Annotated in this window: 14 protein-coding genes; 7 read left to right on the top strand and 7 right to left on the bottom strand. The window is 73.0% G+C overall.

Annotated elements, in window-relative coordinates; translation table 11 throughout:
- Positions 1 to 161: 161 nt before the first annotated feature.
- Positions 162 to 1,757, bottom strand: coding sequence for a VWA domain-containing protein (locus ACGFN2_RS20615; RefSeq protein ID WP_393362412.1), 1,596 nt, complete (start codon positions 1,755 to 1,757; stop codon positions 162 to 164).
- A gap of 539 nt (positions 1,758 to 2,296) precedes the next feature.
- Between ACGFN2_RS20615 and ACGFN2_RS20610 the strand changes: the two genes are divergently transcribed.
- From ACGFN2_RS20610 to ACGFN2_RS20600, 3 genes are all read left to right on the top strand, one after another.
- The gene (locus ACGFN2_RS20610) at positions 2,297 to 4,363 is read left to right on the top strand and encodes a PhoX family protein (protein ID WP_393362409.1); all 2,067 of its coding nucleotides are present in this window, start codon (positions 2,297 to 2,299) and stop codon (positions 4,361 to 4,363) included.
- A gap of 272 nt (positions 4,364 to 4,635) precedes the next feature.
- A complete protein-coding gene (locus tag ACGFN2_RS20605) occupies positions 4,636 to 5,937 on the top strand; it encodes an alpha/beta hydrolase (protein WP_393362406.1) in 1,302 nt (433 codons plus the stop codon).
- 168 nt (positions 5,938 to 6,105) lie between these two features.
- Positions 6,106 to 6,675: a VanZ family protein gene (locus ACGFN2_RS20600; RefSeq protein ID WP_362600644.1), complete on the top strand. Its 570-nt coding sequence runs from the start codon at positions 6,106 to 6,108 to the stop codon at positions 6,673 to 6,675.
- Positions 6,676 to 6,739: 64 nt separating this feature from the next.
- On the opposite strand, the gene ACGFN2_RS20595 is transcribed toward ACGFN2_RS20600, so the two are convergent.
- On the bottom strand, positions 6,740 to 7,567 hold the full coding sequence (locus ACGFN2_RS20595) for a polysaccharide deacetylase family protein (RefSeq protein ID WP_393362403.1): 828 nt from the start codon (positions 7,565 to 7,567) through the stop codon (positions 6,740 to 6,742).
- A gap of 208 nt (positions 7,568 to 7,775) precedes the next feature.
- Between ACGFN2_RS20595 and ACGFN2_RS20590 the strand changes: the two genes are divergently transcribed.
- From ACGFN2_RS20590 to ACGFN2_RS20580, 3 genes are read left to right on the top strand one after another with little or no spacing between them, the layout of a single operon-like run.
- Entirely contained in the window at positions 7,776 to 8,351 is a 576-nt protein-coding gene (locus ACGFN2_RS20590) for an ABC transporter permease (protein ID WP_393362400.1), read from the top strand.
- On the top strand, positions 8,348 to 9,022 hold the full coding sequence (locus tag ACGFN2_RS20585) for an ABC transporter permease (RefSeq protein ID WP_393362397.1): 675 nt from the start codon (positions 8,348 to 8,350) through the stop codon (positions 9,020 to 9,022). Before ACGFN2_RS20590 ends, ACGFN2_RS20585 begins: the two co-directional genes overlap by 4 nt.
- Positions 9,019 to 9,966, top strand: coding sequence for an ABC transporter substrate-binding protein (locus tag ACGFN2_RS20580; RefSeq protein WP_393362394.1), 948 nt, complete (start codon positions 9,019 to 9,021; stop codon positions 9,964 to 9,966). The genes ACGFN2_RS20585 and ACGFN2_RS20580 overlap by 4 nt, the downstream gene beginning before the upstream one ends.
- A 119-nt stretch (positions 9,967 to 10,085) precedes the next feature.
- On the opposite strand, the gene ACGFN2_RS20575 is transcribed toward ACGFN2_RS20580, so the two are convergent.
- A complete protein-coding gene (locus tag ACGFN2_RS20575) occupies positions 10,086 to 11,243 on the bottom strand; it encodes an ATP-binding cassette domain-containing protein (RefSeq protein WP_393362391.1) in 1,158 nt (385 codons plus the stop codon).
- 74 nt (positions 11,244 to 11,317) lie between these two features.
- On the bottom strand, positions 11,318 to 12,037 hold the full coding sequence (locus tag ACGFN2_RS20570) for a response regulator transcription factor (RefSeq protein ID WP_393362388.1): 720 nt from the start codon (positions 12,035 to 12,037) through the stop codon (positions 11,318 to 11,320).
- Between the two features lie 323 nt (positions 12,038 to 12,360).
- Here ACGFN2_RS20570 and ACGFN2_RS20565 point away from each other — a divergent pair, with 323 nt between their 5' ends.
- Entirely contained in the window at positions 12,361 to 13,302 is a 942-nt protein-coding gene (locus ACGFN2_RS20565; protein WP_362600664.1) for an NADP-dependent oxidoreductase, read from the top strand.
- A gap of 7 nt (positions 13,303 to 13,309) precedes the next feature.
- Here ACGFN2_RS20565 and ACGFN2_RS20560 read toward each other — a convergent pair whose 3' ends face one another.
- The 3 genes from ACGFN2_RS20560 to ACGFN2_RS20550 form a co-directional block, all read right to left on the bottom strand.
- Positions 13,310 to 14,308 (bottom strand): hypothetical protein, encoded by a 999-nt coding sequence (locus ACGFN2_RS20560; RefSeq protein WP_393362385.1) that lies wholly within the window; start codon positions 14,306 to 14,308, stop codon positions 13,310 to 13,312.
- 171 nt (positions 14,309 to 14,479) lie between these two features.
- Entirely contained in the window at positions 14,480 to 15,088 is a 609-nt protein-coding gene (locus tag ACGFN2_RS20555; protein WP_362600669.1) for a hypothetical protein, read from the bottom strand.
- Between the two features lie 111 nt (positions 15,089 to 15,199).
- A complete protein-coding gene (locus ACGFN2_RS20550; RefSeq protein ID WP_362600671.1) occupies positions 15,200 to 16,225 on the bottom strand; it encodes a cation diffusion facilitator family transporter in 1,026 nt (341 codons plus the stop codon).
- Between the last annotated feature and the right edge of the window lie 158 nt (positions 16,226 to 16,383).

Raw genomic sequence — 16,383 nt, 5'->3', positions numbered from 1 at the left:
CGCCCCGCGGGGCCCGGGGTTGGGGGGGGGGGGGGGCCCCGGGGGGGGGGGGGGGGGCGGGGGGGGGCCCGGGGGCCCCCCCCCCCCCGGCGGGGGGGGCGGGCCCGGGGGGCCCCCCCCCCGCGGCCGGTGAGGTGTCAGGTGTGGTGGAGCCGGGCCGGTCAGCTGTCCTTGAGGACGCCTGCCGCGCGGGCCTCCTTCAGCCACTCCGGGAACTCGACCATCAGCTGCTGGTAGAGCTCGTCGTGGGAGAGGCTGCGCGGGTCGCGGCCCGCGTGGAAGAAGCCCGCGTTGTCGACGGCCCGCTTCTCCGGGACGGCCAGGTCGTCGAGCTTGCGCAGGAAGTCGAAGCCCTTGGCGTCCGGGTCACCGAAGCCGATGAACTGCCAGAAGAGGGGCAGTCCGGCCGCCTCGCAGAGCGCCTTCTCGGCGGCCGGCTTGGAGGTCGGGGCGCCGTCGGTCTGGAAGATGACGAAGGCCGGGGCGGTGGCGCCGGACTTCTTGTAGTGGTCGACGACCGCGTTGATGGCCCAGTGGTAGTTGGTACGGCCCATGTGGCCCAGACCGGCGTGCAGCTCCTCGATGCGGCCCTCGTAGTTGGTGAGGTCGATGTCGGCGGTGCCGTCGACGTCGGTGGAGAAGAAGACGACCGGGACGGTGGCGTCGTCGTCGAGGTGCGCGGAGAGGCCCAGGGCCTGCTCGGCGAGGTTCTGGACGGTGCCGTCCTTGTAGTAGTGACGCATCGAGCCGGAGCGGTCCAGGACCAGGTAGACGGCGGCGCGCTGGCCGCCGAGTCCCTGCTTGTCCAGGGTGCTGCCCGCGGACTTGTAGAGGCTGAGGAGCGCGGGGGCGGCAGAGGCGAGCGAGGCCGCGGCGGCGGGCTCGGCCTCGGGCTGGTCGGCCGTCGGCTCGTCGGACTGCGGCTCGGCCGCCTTCGCCTCGGGCTCCGCGACCGGCTCGGCCTCGGCCTCCGGCGCTGCCTCCGCCGCGGGCTCGTCGGCGGCCTTGGCCTCGGCTTCGGCCGGCTCGGCCGCCGCCGTCGGTGCCGGGCTCGGGTTGTCGAAGGCCTGGATGACCAGGTCGGCGACGGTGTCGACGGTGGCCGGGGCGGAGGCCGGCGAGGCCTCCGCAGCGGGCTCGTCCTCGGTGCTCGCCTCGGCCGCGACGGGCTTGTCGGCGCCGTCCCCGGCCGCCTCCGTCGTCTCGGCCGCAGCCGTCTCCACGACCGGCTCCGCCGAAGGCTTCTCGACCGCGTCGGCGGTCTCCACGGCCTCAGCCACTTCAGCCGCCTCAACGGCTCCGGTCGGGGCAGCCGGGTCGGACGGCGCGTCAGTCCCGGTCACACCGGCCGCCGGCTCGTCCCGTACGCCCGCGGCGTCCGCAACGGCGGGCTCCTCGTGCGTCGCGGGCTCCGCCTTCGCGGCGGGCTCCGCCTTCGCCGGGGCTTCGTCCCGCGCCGGGGAGGTCTCCGCCGCCCGGTCCGCCAGGTCGGCCTGTTCCGCACGGTCCGCGCGGCCGGTCTGGGCGGGCAGGGTCGCGGACTTCGGCGCCGGGTCCGTGGCGGGGGCCTCGGTGGGGGCCGTCCGGGCCGCCGGAACCTCGGCTTCCGGAGTGGCGGGTGCCGGGGTGGACTCCTCGCGGGCCTCCGGGATGGTCGCGGACTCCGGCTTGTCGGCGCCGCTCGGGGCCGCGCCGGTTTCTTCACGGGCCGCCTTGGAGCGACCGAAAGCGTTGCGCAGCAGACTCCGAATGCCCATCGGCGAACCTCTCTTGCGTGTGCTGGGTGCGGCGTATGTCCGTGACGCACGGACATGTCCCTGACCAGGACGGATACGTAAGGGTAGCCGCCGGGACCGCCCTCATCGTGGGACCCCGCGCCTTGTGTGGTGGGCCATCCGGGGGCTGTGACGGGGGAGAAGGTTTCGGCTGGGGCGCCGGAGTCCGGCCGGGGAGGCATCGCTCCTGCGTACGAGGGTGTTCGCCGATGTGTCCCCTGCCGAAGCGCTCGGATCGGCACGGGGTTTTCGATACCGGACTGAATCCTTCCCGCGATCTGAGCCCCCGTCGGACCCGCCGTTTCGACCTTTCCCCGAGCCCCGATTGGCCCCTCGTACGGTGCCGGGCGGGCCTGCCGTACCCCCGGATTCACCGTCCGTTCATGTTTGTGTCGTCGTGCGGCGGACCGGCCCCCTTAGCGTCACCGCGAACCATGACCGCGAACCGAACGCCCGTGCTCGAACCCGTTCGACTGCGCTCAAAACCGTTCGTTCGTTGACACCGCCAAAGAGGGGGAAATGTGCGCAAGTTCCTGCCGTTGATCGGCTCGCATCCCGGTGGGCGTTCGGCCCTGACGTGCCGCTACCGCTGTGGTGACGCCTGCTTCCACGAGACGCCGAACACCAGCGACAACGCCTACGTCGGCGACGTCATCGCCGGTGCGCTGTCCCGGCGTTCGGTGGTGCGGGCCGCCGCGGTCGTGACGGTGGCGGCGGCGGCCGGCGGTGCGGTGGACGGTGCGGGGGCGCCGGCGGCCGTCGCGGCACCGGTCCCCGGCCGGGGCGGGAAGGGCCACAAACCGGCGCGCGGACTGCGGTTCGCCACCGTGGCGCCGAACACCGCCGACGCGGTGGTCGTCCCCGAGGGGCACGCCCAGAACCTCGTCATCCGCTGGGGCGACCCGATCCTGCGGGGTGCGCCGGCCTTCGACCCGGACCGGCAGTCGGCGAAGGCGCAGGCCGGGCAGTTCGGTTACAACAACGACTACATGGCCGTACTGGACGTGCCGGACGAGCGGCACCGGCAGCTGATGGTGATCAACCATGAGTACACCGACGAGCAGCTGATGTTCGCCGGGTACGACGCGGAGGCGCCGACCCGGGAGCAGGCCGCGATCGGCTGGGCGGCGCACGGGCTGTCCGTCCTGGTCGTCCAGGAGGAGCGGCACAGTGGGCGGCTGACGGCGGTGTCCCGGCACCGGCTCAACCGGCGGATCACCGGCACCACGCCGTTCGAGGTCACTGGCCCCGCGGCGGGCAGCGATCTGCTCAAGACCTCTGCCGACCCCGAGGGGACGCGGATTCTGGGGACGCTCAACAACTGCGGCGGGGGTATCACCCCGTGGGGGACGGTGCTGTCCGGCGAGGAGAACTTCAACCAGTACTTCGCCAACGGGGGCGGCGTCACCGACCCGACGGCGGCGGCCCGGCTCAAGCGGTACGGCATCACCGGCGGGGCGAGCCAGCGCAAGTGGGAGCGGTTCGACAAGCGCTTCGACGTGGTGCGGGAGCCGCATGAGCCGCACCGGTTCGGCTGGGTCGTGGAAATCGACCCCTTCGACCCCGAATCGACGCCGCGGAAACTGACGGCACTGGGGCGGTTCAAGCACGAGGCGGCCGAACCGCGGCTGACGGCGGACGGCCGTCCCGTTCTTTACATGGGCGATGACGAGAAGTTCGACTACTTCTACAAGTTCGTCTCCGCCCGGCGGATGAAGCGGGGGAATTCACGGGCCGCGCGGGAGCACAATCGGACGCTGCTGGACGAGGGCACGCTCTATGCCGCCAAGTTCACCGGGGACAGCGCGGCGGGGGAGATCGACGGCTCGGGCACGCTGCCCGAGGACGGCGAGTTCGACGGCTCGGGGGAGTGGATTCCGCTGGCCAGTGGCACCACCTCGTATGTGCCGGGGATGACGGCGGAGGAGGTGTACGTCTTCACCCGGATCGCCGCCGACAAGGTGGGCGCCACCAAGATGGACCGGCCGGAGGACGTCGAGCCCAGCCCGCGCACCGGACGGGTCTATGTCGCGCTGACGAATAACAGCGACCGGGGGAAGACGGGCAAGGCTCCGGTGGACGAGGTCAATCCGCGCAAGGAGAACAAGCACGGGCAGATCCTGGAATTGCGCGAGCGGAGGGACAATCCGGCGGCGGACCGTTTCGACTGGCGGCTTTTCCTGGTATGTGGTGACCCGGAGGACCCGGCCACCTATTTCGGCGGATTTCCCAAGGACCAGGTCAGCCCGATTTCCTGCCCGGACAATCTCACCTTTGATGTGCACGGAAATCTCTGGATCTCGACCGACGGGAATGCGCTGGGCAGCCATGACGGGCTGTTCGGGGTGGCGACCGCGGGGGAACGGCGGGGTGAGGTCCGGCAGTTCCTGACGGTGCCCACGGGGGCCGAGACCTGCGGGCCGGTCGTACAGGAGCGGCGGGTGCTGGTCGCCGTGCAGCATCCGGGTGAGGTGGACGGGGCGAGCGTGGAGCGGCCCGCGTCGCAATGGCCGGACGGGGCGGGGGAGTTGGTCCGGCCGTCCGTGGTGAGCGTGTGGCGTGAGGACGGGCGGGGCATCGGGGTGTGAGAGAGGGCGTGGCCCGGTGGGCGGGGGCCGGCTTCCCGCCCACCGGGCCACGGTCCCGTGTCCCGGCCCGCCCGGTGGCTCTCCCCCGGCTCCCGACATCACGCCGCGGAAACGATGTGGCAAGAGCAGGGTAAGAACTGGGTCGTTCAGCTATCCGATGCGCAGGTGTGCCCGTCTTCTCCGGTGACCATTGTCCGGAGCCGTCCGTTGTGCCTAAGGCGGCCGGTTAAGAAGGCAAGAACCCTTCCAAGGGTGACGGGAGATGTGGGCGCATGGGGCTGACCAGTCAGTCGCTCGAATACACGGTGATCGTGCTGGCGGTGCTCTGCGTGGCCGCCACGGTCTGGCTCTGGCCCCGGCTGGCGCGGCGCGGCGTGGGAGCCGTCCTGGGCAGGCTGGGTGCGATCGTGGTCACCCAGGTGTCGATCGTGTGCGCGCTCGCTCTCGCCGTGAACGCCAGCTTCGAGTTCTACGGCAACTGGGACGAACTGCTGGGGAACACCGAAGAGGCCCCGGCGGCCGTGAACCAGGGCGGTGGACAGTACGCCTCGGTCGGCAACCTCAAGGGCGGACTGGTCCAGCCGGCCGGTCCGCAGGGGCTCGACCGGGTGACCGGACTGCCCAAGGGGCCCGCTGACCGGGTGGGCAAGGTCGAGTCCGTGAAGATCGTCGGGCGGCGCAGCCGGGCCATCAACCCGGGCTTCGTCTATCTGCCGCCGCAGTACTTCCAGCAGCAGTTCCGCCGGCAGCGGTTCCCCGTCATGGTCGTGATCAGCGGCTACCCGGGCGGGATCATGAACCTCGCACAGCACCTCCAGGTGCCGCAGAACGCGGGCCGGCTGATCGCGCAGGGCAAGATGCAGCCGACCGTGATCGTGATGGTCCGGCCGACGATCGCCCCGCCGCGCGACACCGAGTGCGTGGACGTGCCGGGCGGGCCGCAGGCCGAGACGTTCTTCACCAAGGACCTGCCGGACGCCATGAAGTCGGCCTACCGGGTGGGCCGCGACGCCAGCGCCTGGGGCGCGTTCGGCTACTCGTCCGGCGGTACCTGCTCCCTCCAGCTGGCGATGCGCAACCCGAAGATCTACACCTCGGCGGTCTCGCTCTCCGGTGACTACGCGATCAAGGACGACCTGACCACCGGCAGCCTCTTCGGCCCCGGCCCGGAGGGCGCCAAGCGCGAGCGCGAGCACGACCTGCTGTGGCGGCTGAAGAACCTCCCCGCGCCGCAGGTCTCCGCGCTGGTGGCCAGCAGCCGTAAGGGCGAGGCGGATTACGGCGACACGATGAAGTTCCTTCGTGCGGCCAAGTCGCCGATGACCGTCGACTCGATCATCCTTCCGCAGGGCAGCCACCAGTTCACGACCTGGCGGCGGGAGGTCGTGCCGGCCCTCCAGTGGCAGAGCCAGCAGCTGACGTTCCCCCAGGACACCGAGGCCGTTCCGCAGCGCAAGCCGGGCGCCGGGAAGAACGGCGCCCCGGGGCAGCGGACCTCACCGTCCCCGGGACCGTCCGCCTCCGACGACGACAAGGGCCGCCGACGGGTGGAGGCGGAGCGCCCCCAGGGGTGAGCCGCGCGGGAGCAGAGCAGGGGCGCCGGAGCTTTCCGGCGCCCCTGTCGCATGCGGTGCCACCGGTGCCGGCCGGGGCGGCACGGCTCGTTCCGCATGATTCGGAGGGCCTCGGGTAACCGGAACTTCCTCGGGCGCACGGCCCGTCACGCACACCGGGGAGTTCTCATGGCGCGTACGCGAGAGGGCGACGAGGCGGCCTGGTCACCGGTGGCCGCGCGGGCCCCGCTGGCCGTCCGCATCCTGCTGCTGGTGCTGGCGTTCGCCGCGATGGTGGCGTTCGCGGCGGCGCTGGCGCGGGTCACCCTGACCCCGTCGGCGGCCTCGGTGCCGCTGACCCACCCCAACCTCCGCCCCGGCGACTCGATCCGCAGCTACCTCGCGCAGCCGCAGCTGGCCGACACCGTCAAGCAGCTCGGCGGCAATGTCGTGCTGGGCGTGCCGTTCGGGGTGCTGCTGCCGGTGCTGGCGCCGCGGGCCCGGGGGCTGCTGCGGGTGGGGGTGGCGACGGCGCTGGTGATGCTGCTGGTGGAGCTGGTGCAGGGGGCGCTGATCACCGGCCGGGCCTTCGACATCGACGATGTGATCCTCAACTGTTCCGGCGCGCTGATCGGCTATCTGCTGCTGGGGCGGCGGCTGGGCCGGGCGGTGCATCCGCGGCGCCGGCACTGGTGGCACCGGCTCAGCGGCAAGGGGACGGCGGCGCCGGTCAAGCCCTCCGGGGCCGGGCCGGCGTGACGGCGGACGGTTCCGGCGCCACCCGCGCCGCCTGCCGACGTGCCGGACGCCCGCGCCCCGCGCGCTACGGCCGGTAGACCATCCCCGGCTGCGGCTTCGCCGGGGAGAGCAGCTGGGAGACCGTGACGATCGTGTAGCCGCGCTTCTTCAGCTCCTTGAGGATGCCGGGGACGGCCGGCACGGTGCCCCGGTAGATGTCGTGCAGCAGGATGATGCCGTCGCGTTCGGTCTGGTCGAGCACCCGCTCGGTGATCAGGGCCGAGTCGTTGGTCCGGTAGTCCTTCGCGGTGACGCTCCACAGGACCTGCGCCAGGCCGAGGCGCTTGCTGATGTCGGAGACCTGTTCGTCGGTCCGGCCCTGGGGCGGGCGCATCAGCCGGGGCGTCTTGCCGGTGATCTTGCGGACCGCCTCCTGGAGCCGGGACATCTCGCGCTCGGCCGCCGCGGGCGGGATGTCGGTCAGGATCTGGTGCGACCAGGTGTGGTTGGCCAGTTCATGGCCCTCGGCGTCGATCCGCTTCACCGCGGCGGGCCGCTTCTCGACGTGGTTCTCGCCGAGCAGGAAGAAGGACGCGTGCACCTTCTCCTTCTTCAGGATGTCCAGCAGGCGGCCGGTGTTCTCACTGGGGCCGGCGTCGAAGGTGAGCGCGACGCACTTGGCCTTGCGGCAGTCGGCACCGTCGCCGTCCGTGCCCCGGGGGGCCTTGCCGTCCTGGGCCGCGGCGAGTGCCGTGTCCTTCGCCCGGACTTCGGCGGCCGGCGCCTCGGCGCGGGCGTCGGCCGGGGCGGTGACGTCGTAGGTGGCGCAGCCGCTGAGGGCCAGGACCAGGGACGTGGCCGTCAGCAGCCCGGCCAGGGCTGTCCTGCGGGCCGCGGATATCGGCTTCGGCATACGGGCCTCTCTTCGGACGGGTGTGGGGCGCTGGCAAGCCCATGACCTGTGCTTTTGGGCATGGCGAAGCCGACGCGTACGGGCCGTGGCCGCGCCGCGCCGACCTGCGGTGACAGCGGTCGATGGACTCGTGAGGGACTATACATAGGCAGTACACACTGCGTGTATACGTGAGGTGTGTACGTGGCGTGCGCACGGAAGGGGATGGGTGGGCCGCGAGGTGCCGGGAAGGGCGGGAGGTCCGGCGGCGGGGGCCGTCCGCGCCCACCCCGATCGGACGCGTCCGCTGCTGCTGCCGGTCTACGGGCTGTCCGCCACCCTCGTGGTGGTCGGCCTCGCGCTGTACTCCCTCACCCTGCTCGTACGGAACCTCCTCGCCGGGCTGGACGGGGTCCCGGCGGAGGCCAGGGAAGCCGCCCGGGGCATGGGGTACGGGCCGACGCGCCGGCTGCTGACCGTCGAGCTTCCGCTGGCCCTCCCGGCGGCGATGGCCGGGCTGCGGATCGCCACGGTCTCGGCGGTCGCACTCACCACCGTCGGCGCCATCGTCGGATACGGCGGGCTGGGCAACCTCATCTACACCGGGATGAACACGTTCTTCAAGGCGCAGGTGCTCACCGCGTCCGTGCTCTGTGTGCTCATCGCGGTGGTCTTCGACCTGCTGCTGCTCGGGGTGGAGCGGCTGCTGACCCCCTGGCGGCGCGCCAGCCGGCGGGCGCGGGTGCGGACCCGGGCCACCGCCGGGCCGAAACGGCTGGTCGCGGCGTTCGGTCGCCGGACATGAACACCCTCTCCGCAGTCTGGCGCTGGCTGACCACGGCCGCCAACTGGTCCTGTGAGAACGGCGTCTGGCACCGCCTCGAACAGCACCTCGTGCTGACCTTCTCCTGTCTGGTCATCAGCGCCCTGATCGCGCTGCCGGTCGCCCTGACCCTCGGCCACCTCGGCCGCGGCGGCGCGCTGGCCGTCAACCTCGCCAACATCGGGCGTGCGGTGCCGACCTTCGCGGTGCTCGTCCTGCTGCTGCTCACGCCGATTGGACGGCACGGGCAGTGGCCGACAATCATCGCGCTCGTGCTGTTCGCCGTCCCGCCGCTGCTGACCAACGCGTATGTCGGGATGCGTGAGGTGGACCAGAACGTGGTGCGGGCCGCACGGGGCATGGGGATGACCGGCACTCAGCTGGTATGGCGGGTCGAGGTGCCGCTCGCCTCCCCGCTCATCCTCACCGGCATCCGGATCGCCGCGGTCCAGCTGGTGGCCACCGCCACCCTCGCCGCGCTGGTGGGCGGCGGCGGACTCGGCCGGATCATCACCGCCGGGTTCAACCTGGCCAGCACCCCGCAGGTGGTCGCCGGAGCGGTACTGGTCGCGGTGTTCGCGCTGCTGATGGAGGCCGCCTTCGAACTCGCGCAGCGGTGGGCACCGGAATGGGCGCGCGGACGGACCCGATGAGGGCCACCGTGGCGGCCGTGGCGGGCGCCGCCGCCCTCGGGCTCGCGGCCTGCGCCGGAGGTCCCTCGCTGGAGACCCGCTCCGCGATCACCGCCTCCCCCGGCGGCCGCGAACTGGTCATCGGCTCGGCCGGCTTCACCGAGAGCGAGCTGCTCGCCCAGATGTACGCGGCGCTGCTCGACCACGCCGGATACCGGACCCGGGTCGTGACCGTCGGCAACCGCGAGCTGTACGAACCCGCCCTCGAAGTGGGACAGATCGACGTCGTACCCGAGTACGCCGCCACCTTCGCCGACTGGCTCAACGCCAAGAACAAGGGCTCCAAGGCGCCTCCGGTGGCCTCGCCCGACATCGGTGCCACCATGGCCGCACTGCGCCGGATCGCCGGGCCGCGCGGACTGACCGTGCTCCCGGCCGGCCGGGCCGTCGACCAGAACGCCTTCGCGGTCAGCGCCGCCTACGCCCGCAAGCACCACCTCAAGACCCTCAGCGATCTGGGTCGCGCCAAGCTTCCGGTGCGTCTCGCCGCGGGCGACGAGTGCGTCCAGCGGCCGTTCTGCGCCCCGGGGCTGAAGAAGCGCTACGGGATCAACCTCACCGCCATCGACCCGAAGGGCGTCGGCACCACGCCCGCCAAGCAGGCCGTGCAGAACGGGCAGGACCAGATGGTGCTGACCACCAGCACCGATGCCACCCTCGACGAGTTCGGCCTGGTGCTGCTCACCGACGACAAGAAGCTGCAGAACGCCGACTATGTCGTCCCCGTCGTCAACCGCGCCCGCGCGGGCGGCGACGGGCCGGCCGCCGCACTCAACCGCCTCAACAAGGTGCTGACCACCGCCGACCTGGCGTACCTCAATGAGCAGGTGGACAGCTGGCGGCGGCTGCCGGCGGACGTGGCGCGCAACTACCTGAAATCCAAAGGGCTGTTGCCCAAGAAGTAATGCCGGCGGACAGGGCGCGGTGTTTCACGTGAAACGCCCGCCTGGCGAGCTGTGCGCGTTTCACGTGAAACACCCGGCTGCCGGGATCATGGGAAACGCCCCTGCCACCCGGAGCGCCCTCACTCCGTGGGGACCGAGTCCACCTCCGCCCGCTCCCGCGGTACGCCCCGCTCGTCCGAGCCGATGGTGCGGCGCAGCGCCTCATGGAGCTTTGTCGGGGTGAGGACGCCCAGGAACCGATGGCCGTCCAGGACCGCGATCCAGCCGGCGTCGTGCTTGAGCATCTCGCTGAAGGCCGCCTTGAGCGTGCCGGTCACCGGCACCCATGCCTCCATCCGGCGGGCATGACCGGCGACCGTGCCTGACCCGTCCGCCAGCTCCTCCGTGCCCACCCAGCCGTGCAGTTCGCCCTCCTCGTCGAGGACCACCGCCCAGCGGGCCCCCTCGGTCCGCAGCCGGGCCATGGCGTCCGCGGCGGATTCGCCGAGCCGGACGAACGGAGGCCGTTCGAGGTCGCCACGGTCGATACCGGTGACCGAGAGCTGCTTCAACGCACGGTCGGTGCCCACGAATTCGGCGACATAGGGCGTGGCGGGGGCGCCGAGGACGCCGGCGGGGGTGTCGTACTGCTCGATCCGGCCCGCCCCGTACACCGCGATCCGGTCGCCGAGCCGGATGGCCTCCTCGATGTCATGGGTGACCAGCAGCACCGTCTTGTGCAGCTCGGCCTGCAGCCGCAGAAACTCCTTCTGGAGCCGCTCACGGACGACCGGGTCGACCGCGCCGAACGGCTCGTCCATCAGCAGCACGGGCGGATCGGCGGCGAGCGCACGGGCCACCCCGACCCGCTGACGCTGGCCGCCGGAGAGCTGCTCGGGGTAGCGCGAGCCGTAGACGGCCGGGTCCAGGCCGATCAGGTCCAGGAGTTCGGCCGCCCGCGCACGGGCCTTGGCCCTCTTCCATCCGGTCAGAAAGGGCACGGTCGCGGTGTTGTCGAGCACGGTGCGGTGCGGGAAGAGGCCGGTCTGCTGGATGACATAGCCGATCCCGCGGCGCAGGGCGACCGGGTTGACGCCGGCGATGTCCGCACCGTCGACGTAGATCCGTCCGTGCGTGGGGTCGATGAGCCGGTTGACCATCATCATGGTGGTCGTCTTGCCGCAGCCGGACGGCCCGACCAGCGTCACCAGCTCCCCCTCGCCGACCTCGAAGGAGAGACCGTCGACAGCGGTGGTCCCGTCGGGATAGCGCTTGGTGACGGAGTCGAACCGGATCATTGCGCCATTGAATCCCGCAGCCTGCGACCGGACCCGTCATACGGGCAATCGGGTGGGGCCGGGCCGAGGCCCCCTCAGACCGGCTCCCGCCGGGCCTCCGCCGCCGGTCCGCCCGTCCCCGGTCCGCCCGCCCCCGGCCCGTCGGTCATCCGGTATCCGGTGTCCGGCACGGTCTCGATCACCGGCGGGTCGCCGAGCTTGGCGCGCAGGGCGCCGAGGGTGACGCGGACGGCGTTGGCGCCGAAGCTGGTGTGCTCCTCCCACACCTCCTCGATCAGCTCGTCGCCGCTGACCACCGCGCCCTGCGCGCGCAGCAGCACTTCGAGCACCCCGAACTCGGTACGCGACAGCGCCAGCGGCCGCCCGTCCCGGGCGGCCAGCCCGCGCGCGGTGTCGACGGTGACCCCGGCCCGCTCGATGACCTGCGGCTGCGCGGGGCGCGCCGGCCGGCCCAGCGCCAGCACCCGGGCGACCAGTTCCTCATGGCCGACGGGCTTGGCCAGCCGGTCGTCGGCGGCCGGCTGCGGGCCCGCCGCTCCGTCGTCCGGCCCGGCCGCGGTCAGCAGCAGCACCCGGGTCGGCAGCCGCTCCTCCACCACGTAGCGGCGGATGGCCTCGCTGTGCGGCGCGGGCAGTTCGCCGTCCAGGACGAGCACGTCGTACCCGCCGTGCCGCAGTCCGGCCAGCGCCGCACGGCCGTCGTGGGCGATGTCCACCACGACCGCGGCACGGCGCAGCTCCGCGGCGATCGTGTCCGCGAGGCACTCCTCGTCCTCCACCACCAGAACGCGCATGGCGTCATATGTACCCGAGGCGGACCTTCCGGTGAGCGGAACTCCGTGCGCCGCGACCCCGGGACCGGGGAATTCACCAGGCTGGAGCCCAGCGGCGCCCGGTGCCGGCCACCGGGCGCACCCCGCCGGAGACCCGCCCCGACGGGCCGGCCGCCGCGGCCCGTACGGCCCCGCCACGTCGAACGGGGGCCGGACAGCCGCGGCGTGCGGGGCCGTACGAGTTGCTTCCGCCGCACCGCCTCTCCTCCTGCCGCCTCCGGCCCGTCCGGCGTGCTTACGATCCCCTTCGGCCACCGGTCGGAAGGGTGGAAGGGAGCGCCACGATGAGAGCCGTAGCAGTCAGCGCATTCGGTGAACAGCCACAGCTCATGGACCTGCCGCAGCCCGAACCAGGGCCCGGTGAGGTCCTGGTGCGGCTGTCCGCCGCCGGACTCAACCCCGTCGACTGGAAGCTCGCCGACGGGATGTTCGGCGATGCGGTGCCGGCCGCCTTCCCGCTCGTCCTGGGATCGGACGGGGCGGGGGAGGTGCTCGCCATCGGAAGCGGGGTGCGCCGGTTCACCATCGGCGACGCGGTGTTCGGCCAGTTCCAGCGGCCGGACCAGGGCGGCGGTTCGTACTGCGAACTCGCCGTCGCCGACGAGGAGCGCCTCGCGCACGCCGCCCGCAGCGTCACCTACGCCAGCTCCGCGGCACTGCCGACGGCCGGGATGACCGCGTACAACCTGGTCGAGGAGACCCGGATCGCCGAGGGCAGGACGGTGCTGATCGTCGGCGCGACCGGCGGTGTCGGCACCTTCATCACCCAGCTCGCGGCCGGCCGCGGCGCCGAGGTGATCGCCACCGCCCGCCCGGCCAAGGCGGAGCTGATGCGCACGCTGGGCGCCGCCGAGACCGTCGACCACACCACGGGACCGGTCGCCGACCAGGTCCTCGCGCAGCACCCGGACGGTGTCGACGTCCTGATCGACATGACCAGCGGTCCCGCCGAGTTCGCCGCGCTGACCCGGACCGTGCGCGACGGGGGCACCGCCGTCTCGCTGATCGGCTCGGCCGACGCGGACGAGCTGACCGAGCACAACCTCCGCGGCTTCAACTTCGTCAACCGCCCCTCCCCGCAGCTGCTGGAGATCCTCGCCGGCCATGTCGACGCGGGCCGTCTGACGGTCCTCGTGGGCCGCGAGGTCTCCCTGGAAGAGGCACCGGAGGCACTGGCGGCCAGCCGCACCGGCCGGGCCCAGGGCAAGACCGTCGTGGCGATCTGAGCGGCGGTCAGGGACCGGCGCCGGTGCGGGCGGCGAGCCGGCGGGCCCGCAGGGGCCGGAGCACCGGCGGCCCCGCAGCGGCCAGCACCGCGGTCAGCGTGCCCGCGCCGATGACCAGCCAGACGCCGGTGCGCAGCGGCCCGGTGAGCGCGTCGGCGTAGGCGCCGGCCGCGGGCCGGGACACCATGGCGGGCAGCGCGTCCAGCGTGCGGCTGCGGGCCAGGGCGAGCGCCGCGGCCAGCAGACCGGCGGCCGCCGCACAGCCCAGCCCCGCCCCGATCAGCGCCCGCCGCCGGCGCCGCGCCAGCAGCAGCCCGCCGGTCAGACAGAGCGCCGCGGCCGGCGGCAACAGCAGCGCCCCGGTGCGGACGACCCGGTAGACGGCGCGGATGCGCGGGACGTCCGGGGCCTTCAGCAGCACGACCTCCACCCCGGCCCGCGGCACCCGCCGGAGGAGGTCGAGCCCCATGCCGTTGTGGGACAGCTGGCGCCGGACCCGTTCCACGACCGGGCTGAGGTCCAGCGTGACCGCGGACCGGCCGGACGCGGCCAGCCGGCCGTCCAGCCGCCGGTGGGCGGTCCGGTGCACTCCGTTCCACACCGCGCCGAACCCCCGGCCGGTGACGACCTGCCGCACCTGCTCGGCCACGAACTGGCGGATGCCCCGGGTGAAGTGCCGGCGGACGGCGGGACGCTCGGCGCGCGGTACGGCCTTCAGCAGCCCGTCGAGCCGGACATGCGCCATCACACCGTCCGTCACATCGTCGACGACCGCCTGCTGCACGGCGGCGTTCCCGGCCAGCGGCGCCACCGCGGCCACATAGCTGTCGGTCTCGGTCAGTTCGGACCGCGCCCAGAGCGCGGCCAGGCCCAACGGCAGCAGCAACGCGCCCACCAGCAGCAACACCCCGACGGCCAGCCCCCGTCCGGGCCGTCGCGGTCCGTGCGGTGACCGCTCCCCCGCCGTCACCCGCCCGCCCGGGCGTACGGGTGCGCTCGCTGACATCGCGTCCGGTCCTTCCTGCGCGGGCGACGGGGGCGCGTCGCAGGGGCCGGCCGGGCCGGAGGAGATCCGCAGGACGCGCGCTACGGCCACCTCCCAGGCAAGTGGCAACCTCCGCCGCCCGCGAGCGGGGCCGGTGCCAATGGGTGACCGGCCGCGCGGCCGCCCGCGGCCTCAGCCCGCCCGCACGGTGCGCCGCCGCCGGACCGCCCGCACCACGCCCGGCCCCAGCAGCGCGGTGGCCCCGGCGGCCACCGCCCACCCCACCCAGCCGCCGTCCCCGCTCTCCGCTGCGGTCTCCGGCAGGTCGTCCAGATCGCCCGAACAGGCCGTGGGCGCGTAGGAGTCGCCGGTGTAGACACAGACCGTGGCGGCGGCGCGCAGGGTGCCGGGGGCGGGACCGGCCGAGGCGGTGGCGTTGGTGCGGCCGCCGAGCACGGCCGTGGCGGTGAAGACCTGGACGTCGTGCGCGGGCAGGTCGGAGCGCCAGGTCACCTTCTGCTCGCCGACGCCGTGCCCTTCGACGGTGCCGCCGCGTGCGGTCGCCGAGGTCGTGGTGGCCGGCATCCGCTGTTCGATCCGGGCGCCGCGGACCTCGGTGGCGCCCAGGTTGTGCACGGTGATGCGGTAGTCGAGCCGTTTGCCGGTCTCGGTGTCGTCGACGCCGTCGGTCACCGCCACCGAGACCGAGACGGCGGGCGGTGCCTTCGGGGCGTACGCGGCGGCGGACGGGCCGGGGAGCGTGGCGGCGCACAGCAGCGCGCAGACAACGGCGGTTCTCATGCCGTCATCCGAGCATCGCGGCCGCCGCCACGGCGGCAGGCGGCCGTCTCCCGGGCCGGGTTCACCCGAGTGAGGGGGCCCGGCGGCGTACCGCTCCCGCCGCCCGCCCGCTCAGTGCCGGTGCGGCCCCGACCGGTGCACCGGCCCGTGTGCGTCCTCGCAGTGGCTGCCCCGCGGTTCCGGGCCGGGACCGGGCCGCGGGCTCAGCGTCAGCAGCTCGTCCGGCGCGCCCTGTTCGCCGACATGATCGACCTGGAGGGTGGCGTGGGTGATGCCGTACTCCCCGCTCAGCAGCTCCTGGAGGCTGCGGCGGACCTTGTGGCAGTCGCCGCCCGGCGCCACCAGGATGTGCGCGGACAGCGCCGGCTGCCCGGAGGTGATCACCCAGATGTGCAGATCGTGCACCTCGACGACCTCGTCCGTGGCCGCCAGATGGTCGCCCAGCGCGTCCGGGTCGATCCCGGCCGGCGCGGCCTCCATGAAGATCCGGCCGGAGTCCCGCACCAGCCCCGTACCGGCCCGCAGCATCAGCCCGACGACCACGAGCGTGGCGATCGCGTCGGCCCGCTCGAAGCCGGTCGTCACCACGACCAGACCGGCGACGGCGGTCGCGACGAAGCCGAACAGGTCGGTGAGGATGTGCTGGTAGGCGCCCTCGACGTTCAGGCTGGAGCGGTTGGCCTTGGACAGCAGCCAGGTGCAGATCAGATTGACCACGATCCCGGACAGCGCGGTCACCAGCACCAGCCCGCCGGTCACCTTCGGCGGCGAGATCAGCCGCTCGACGGCCTCGTACGCCAGCCAGGCCGACAGCAGCAGCAGGGTGATGCCGTTGGCCTGCGCGGAGAGGATCTCGGCGCGCTTGAGCCCGTAGGTGAACCCGCCGCGGGCCGGCCGCGCGGCCAGCCGCATCGCGATCAGCGCCAGCACGATCGAGACCGCGTCGGTGAGCATGTGGGCGGCGTCCGAGATCAGCGCCAGGGACTGCGCCACCACACCGATGACCACCTCGACCGCCATGTACGCGGTGAGCAGGATCAGCGCGGCCCGCAGCCAGCGCCGGTCCGCGTCCGGTGAGACTCCGTGCGCATGGCTGTGGCTGTGGCCCTGCCCGTGGCTGTGGGCGTGCTCGGTCATCGGCGCGCTCCTTCCTGGCTCCTCGCTGCGAAGCAAACCGCACTTCGGCGAAAGATCCAAAGGCTGCACCGGTGACCGTTGTCATTACCGTCGAACGGGCGATCGTGCCTGGTCAGAGCGGTGCGGAGGACGCGGGAGCGGAACCGGGAAAACGGAGT

The organism is Streptomyces sp. NPDC048612, assembly GCF_043199295.1.
GTDB lineage: Bacteria > Actinomycetota > Actinomycetes > Streptomycetales > Streptomycetaceae > Streptomyces.
The sequence above is the reverse complement of the archived record's forward strand: the minus strand, read 5'-3'. Positions and strand labels throughout refer to the sequence as shown.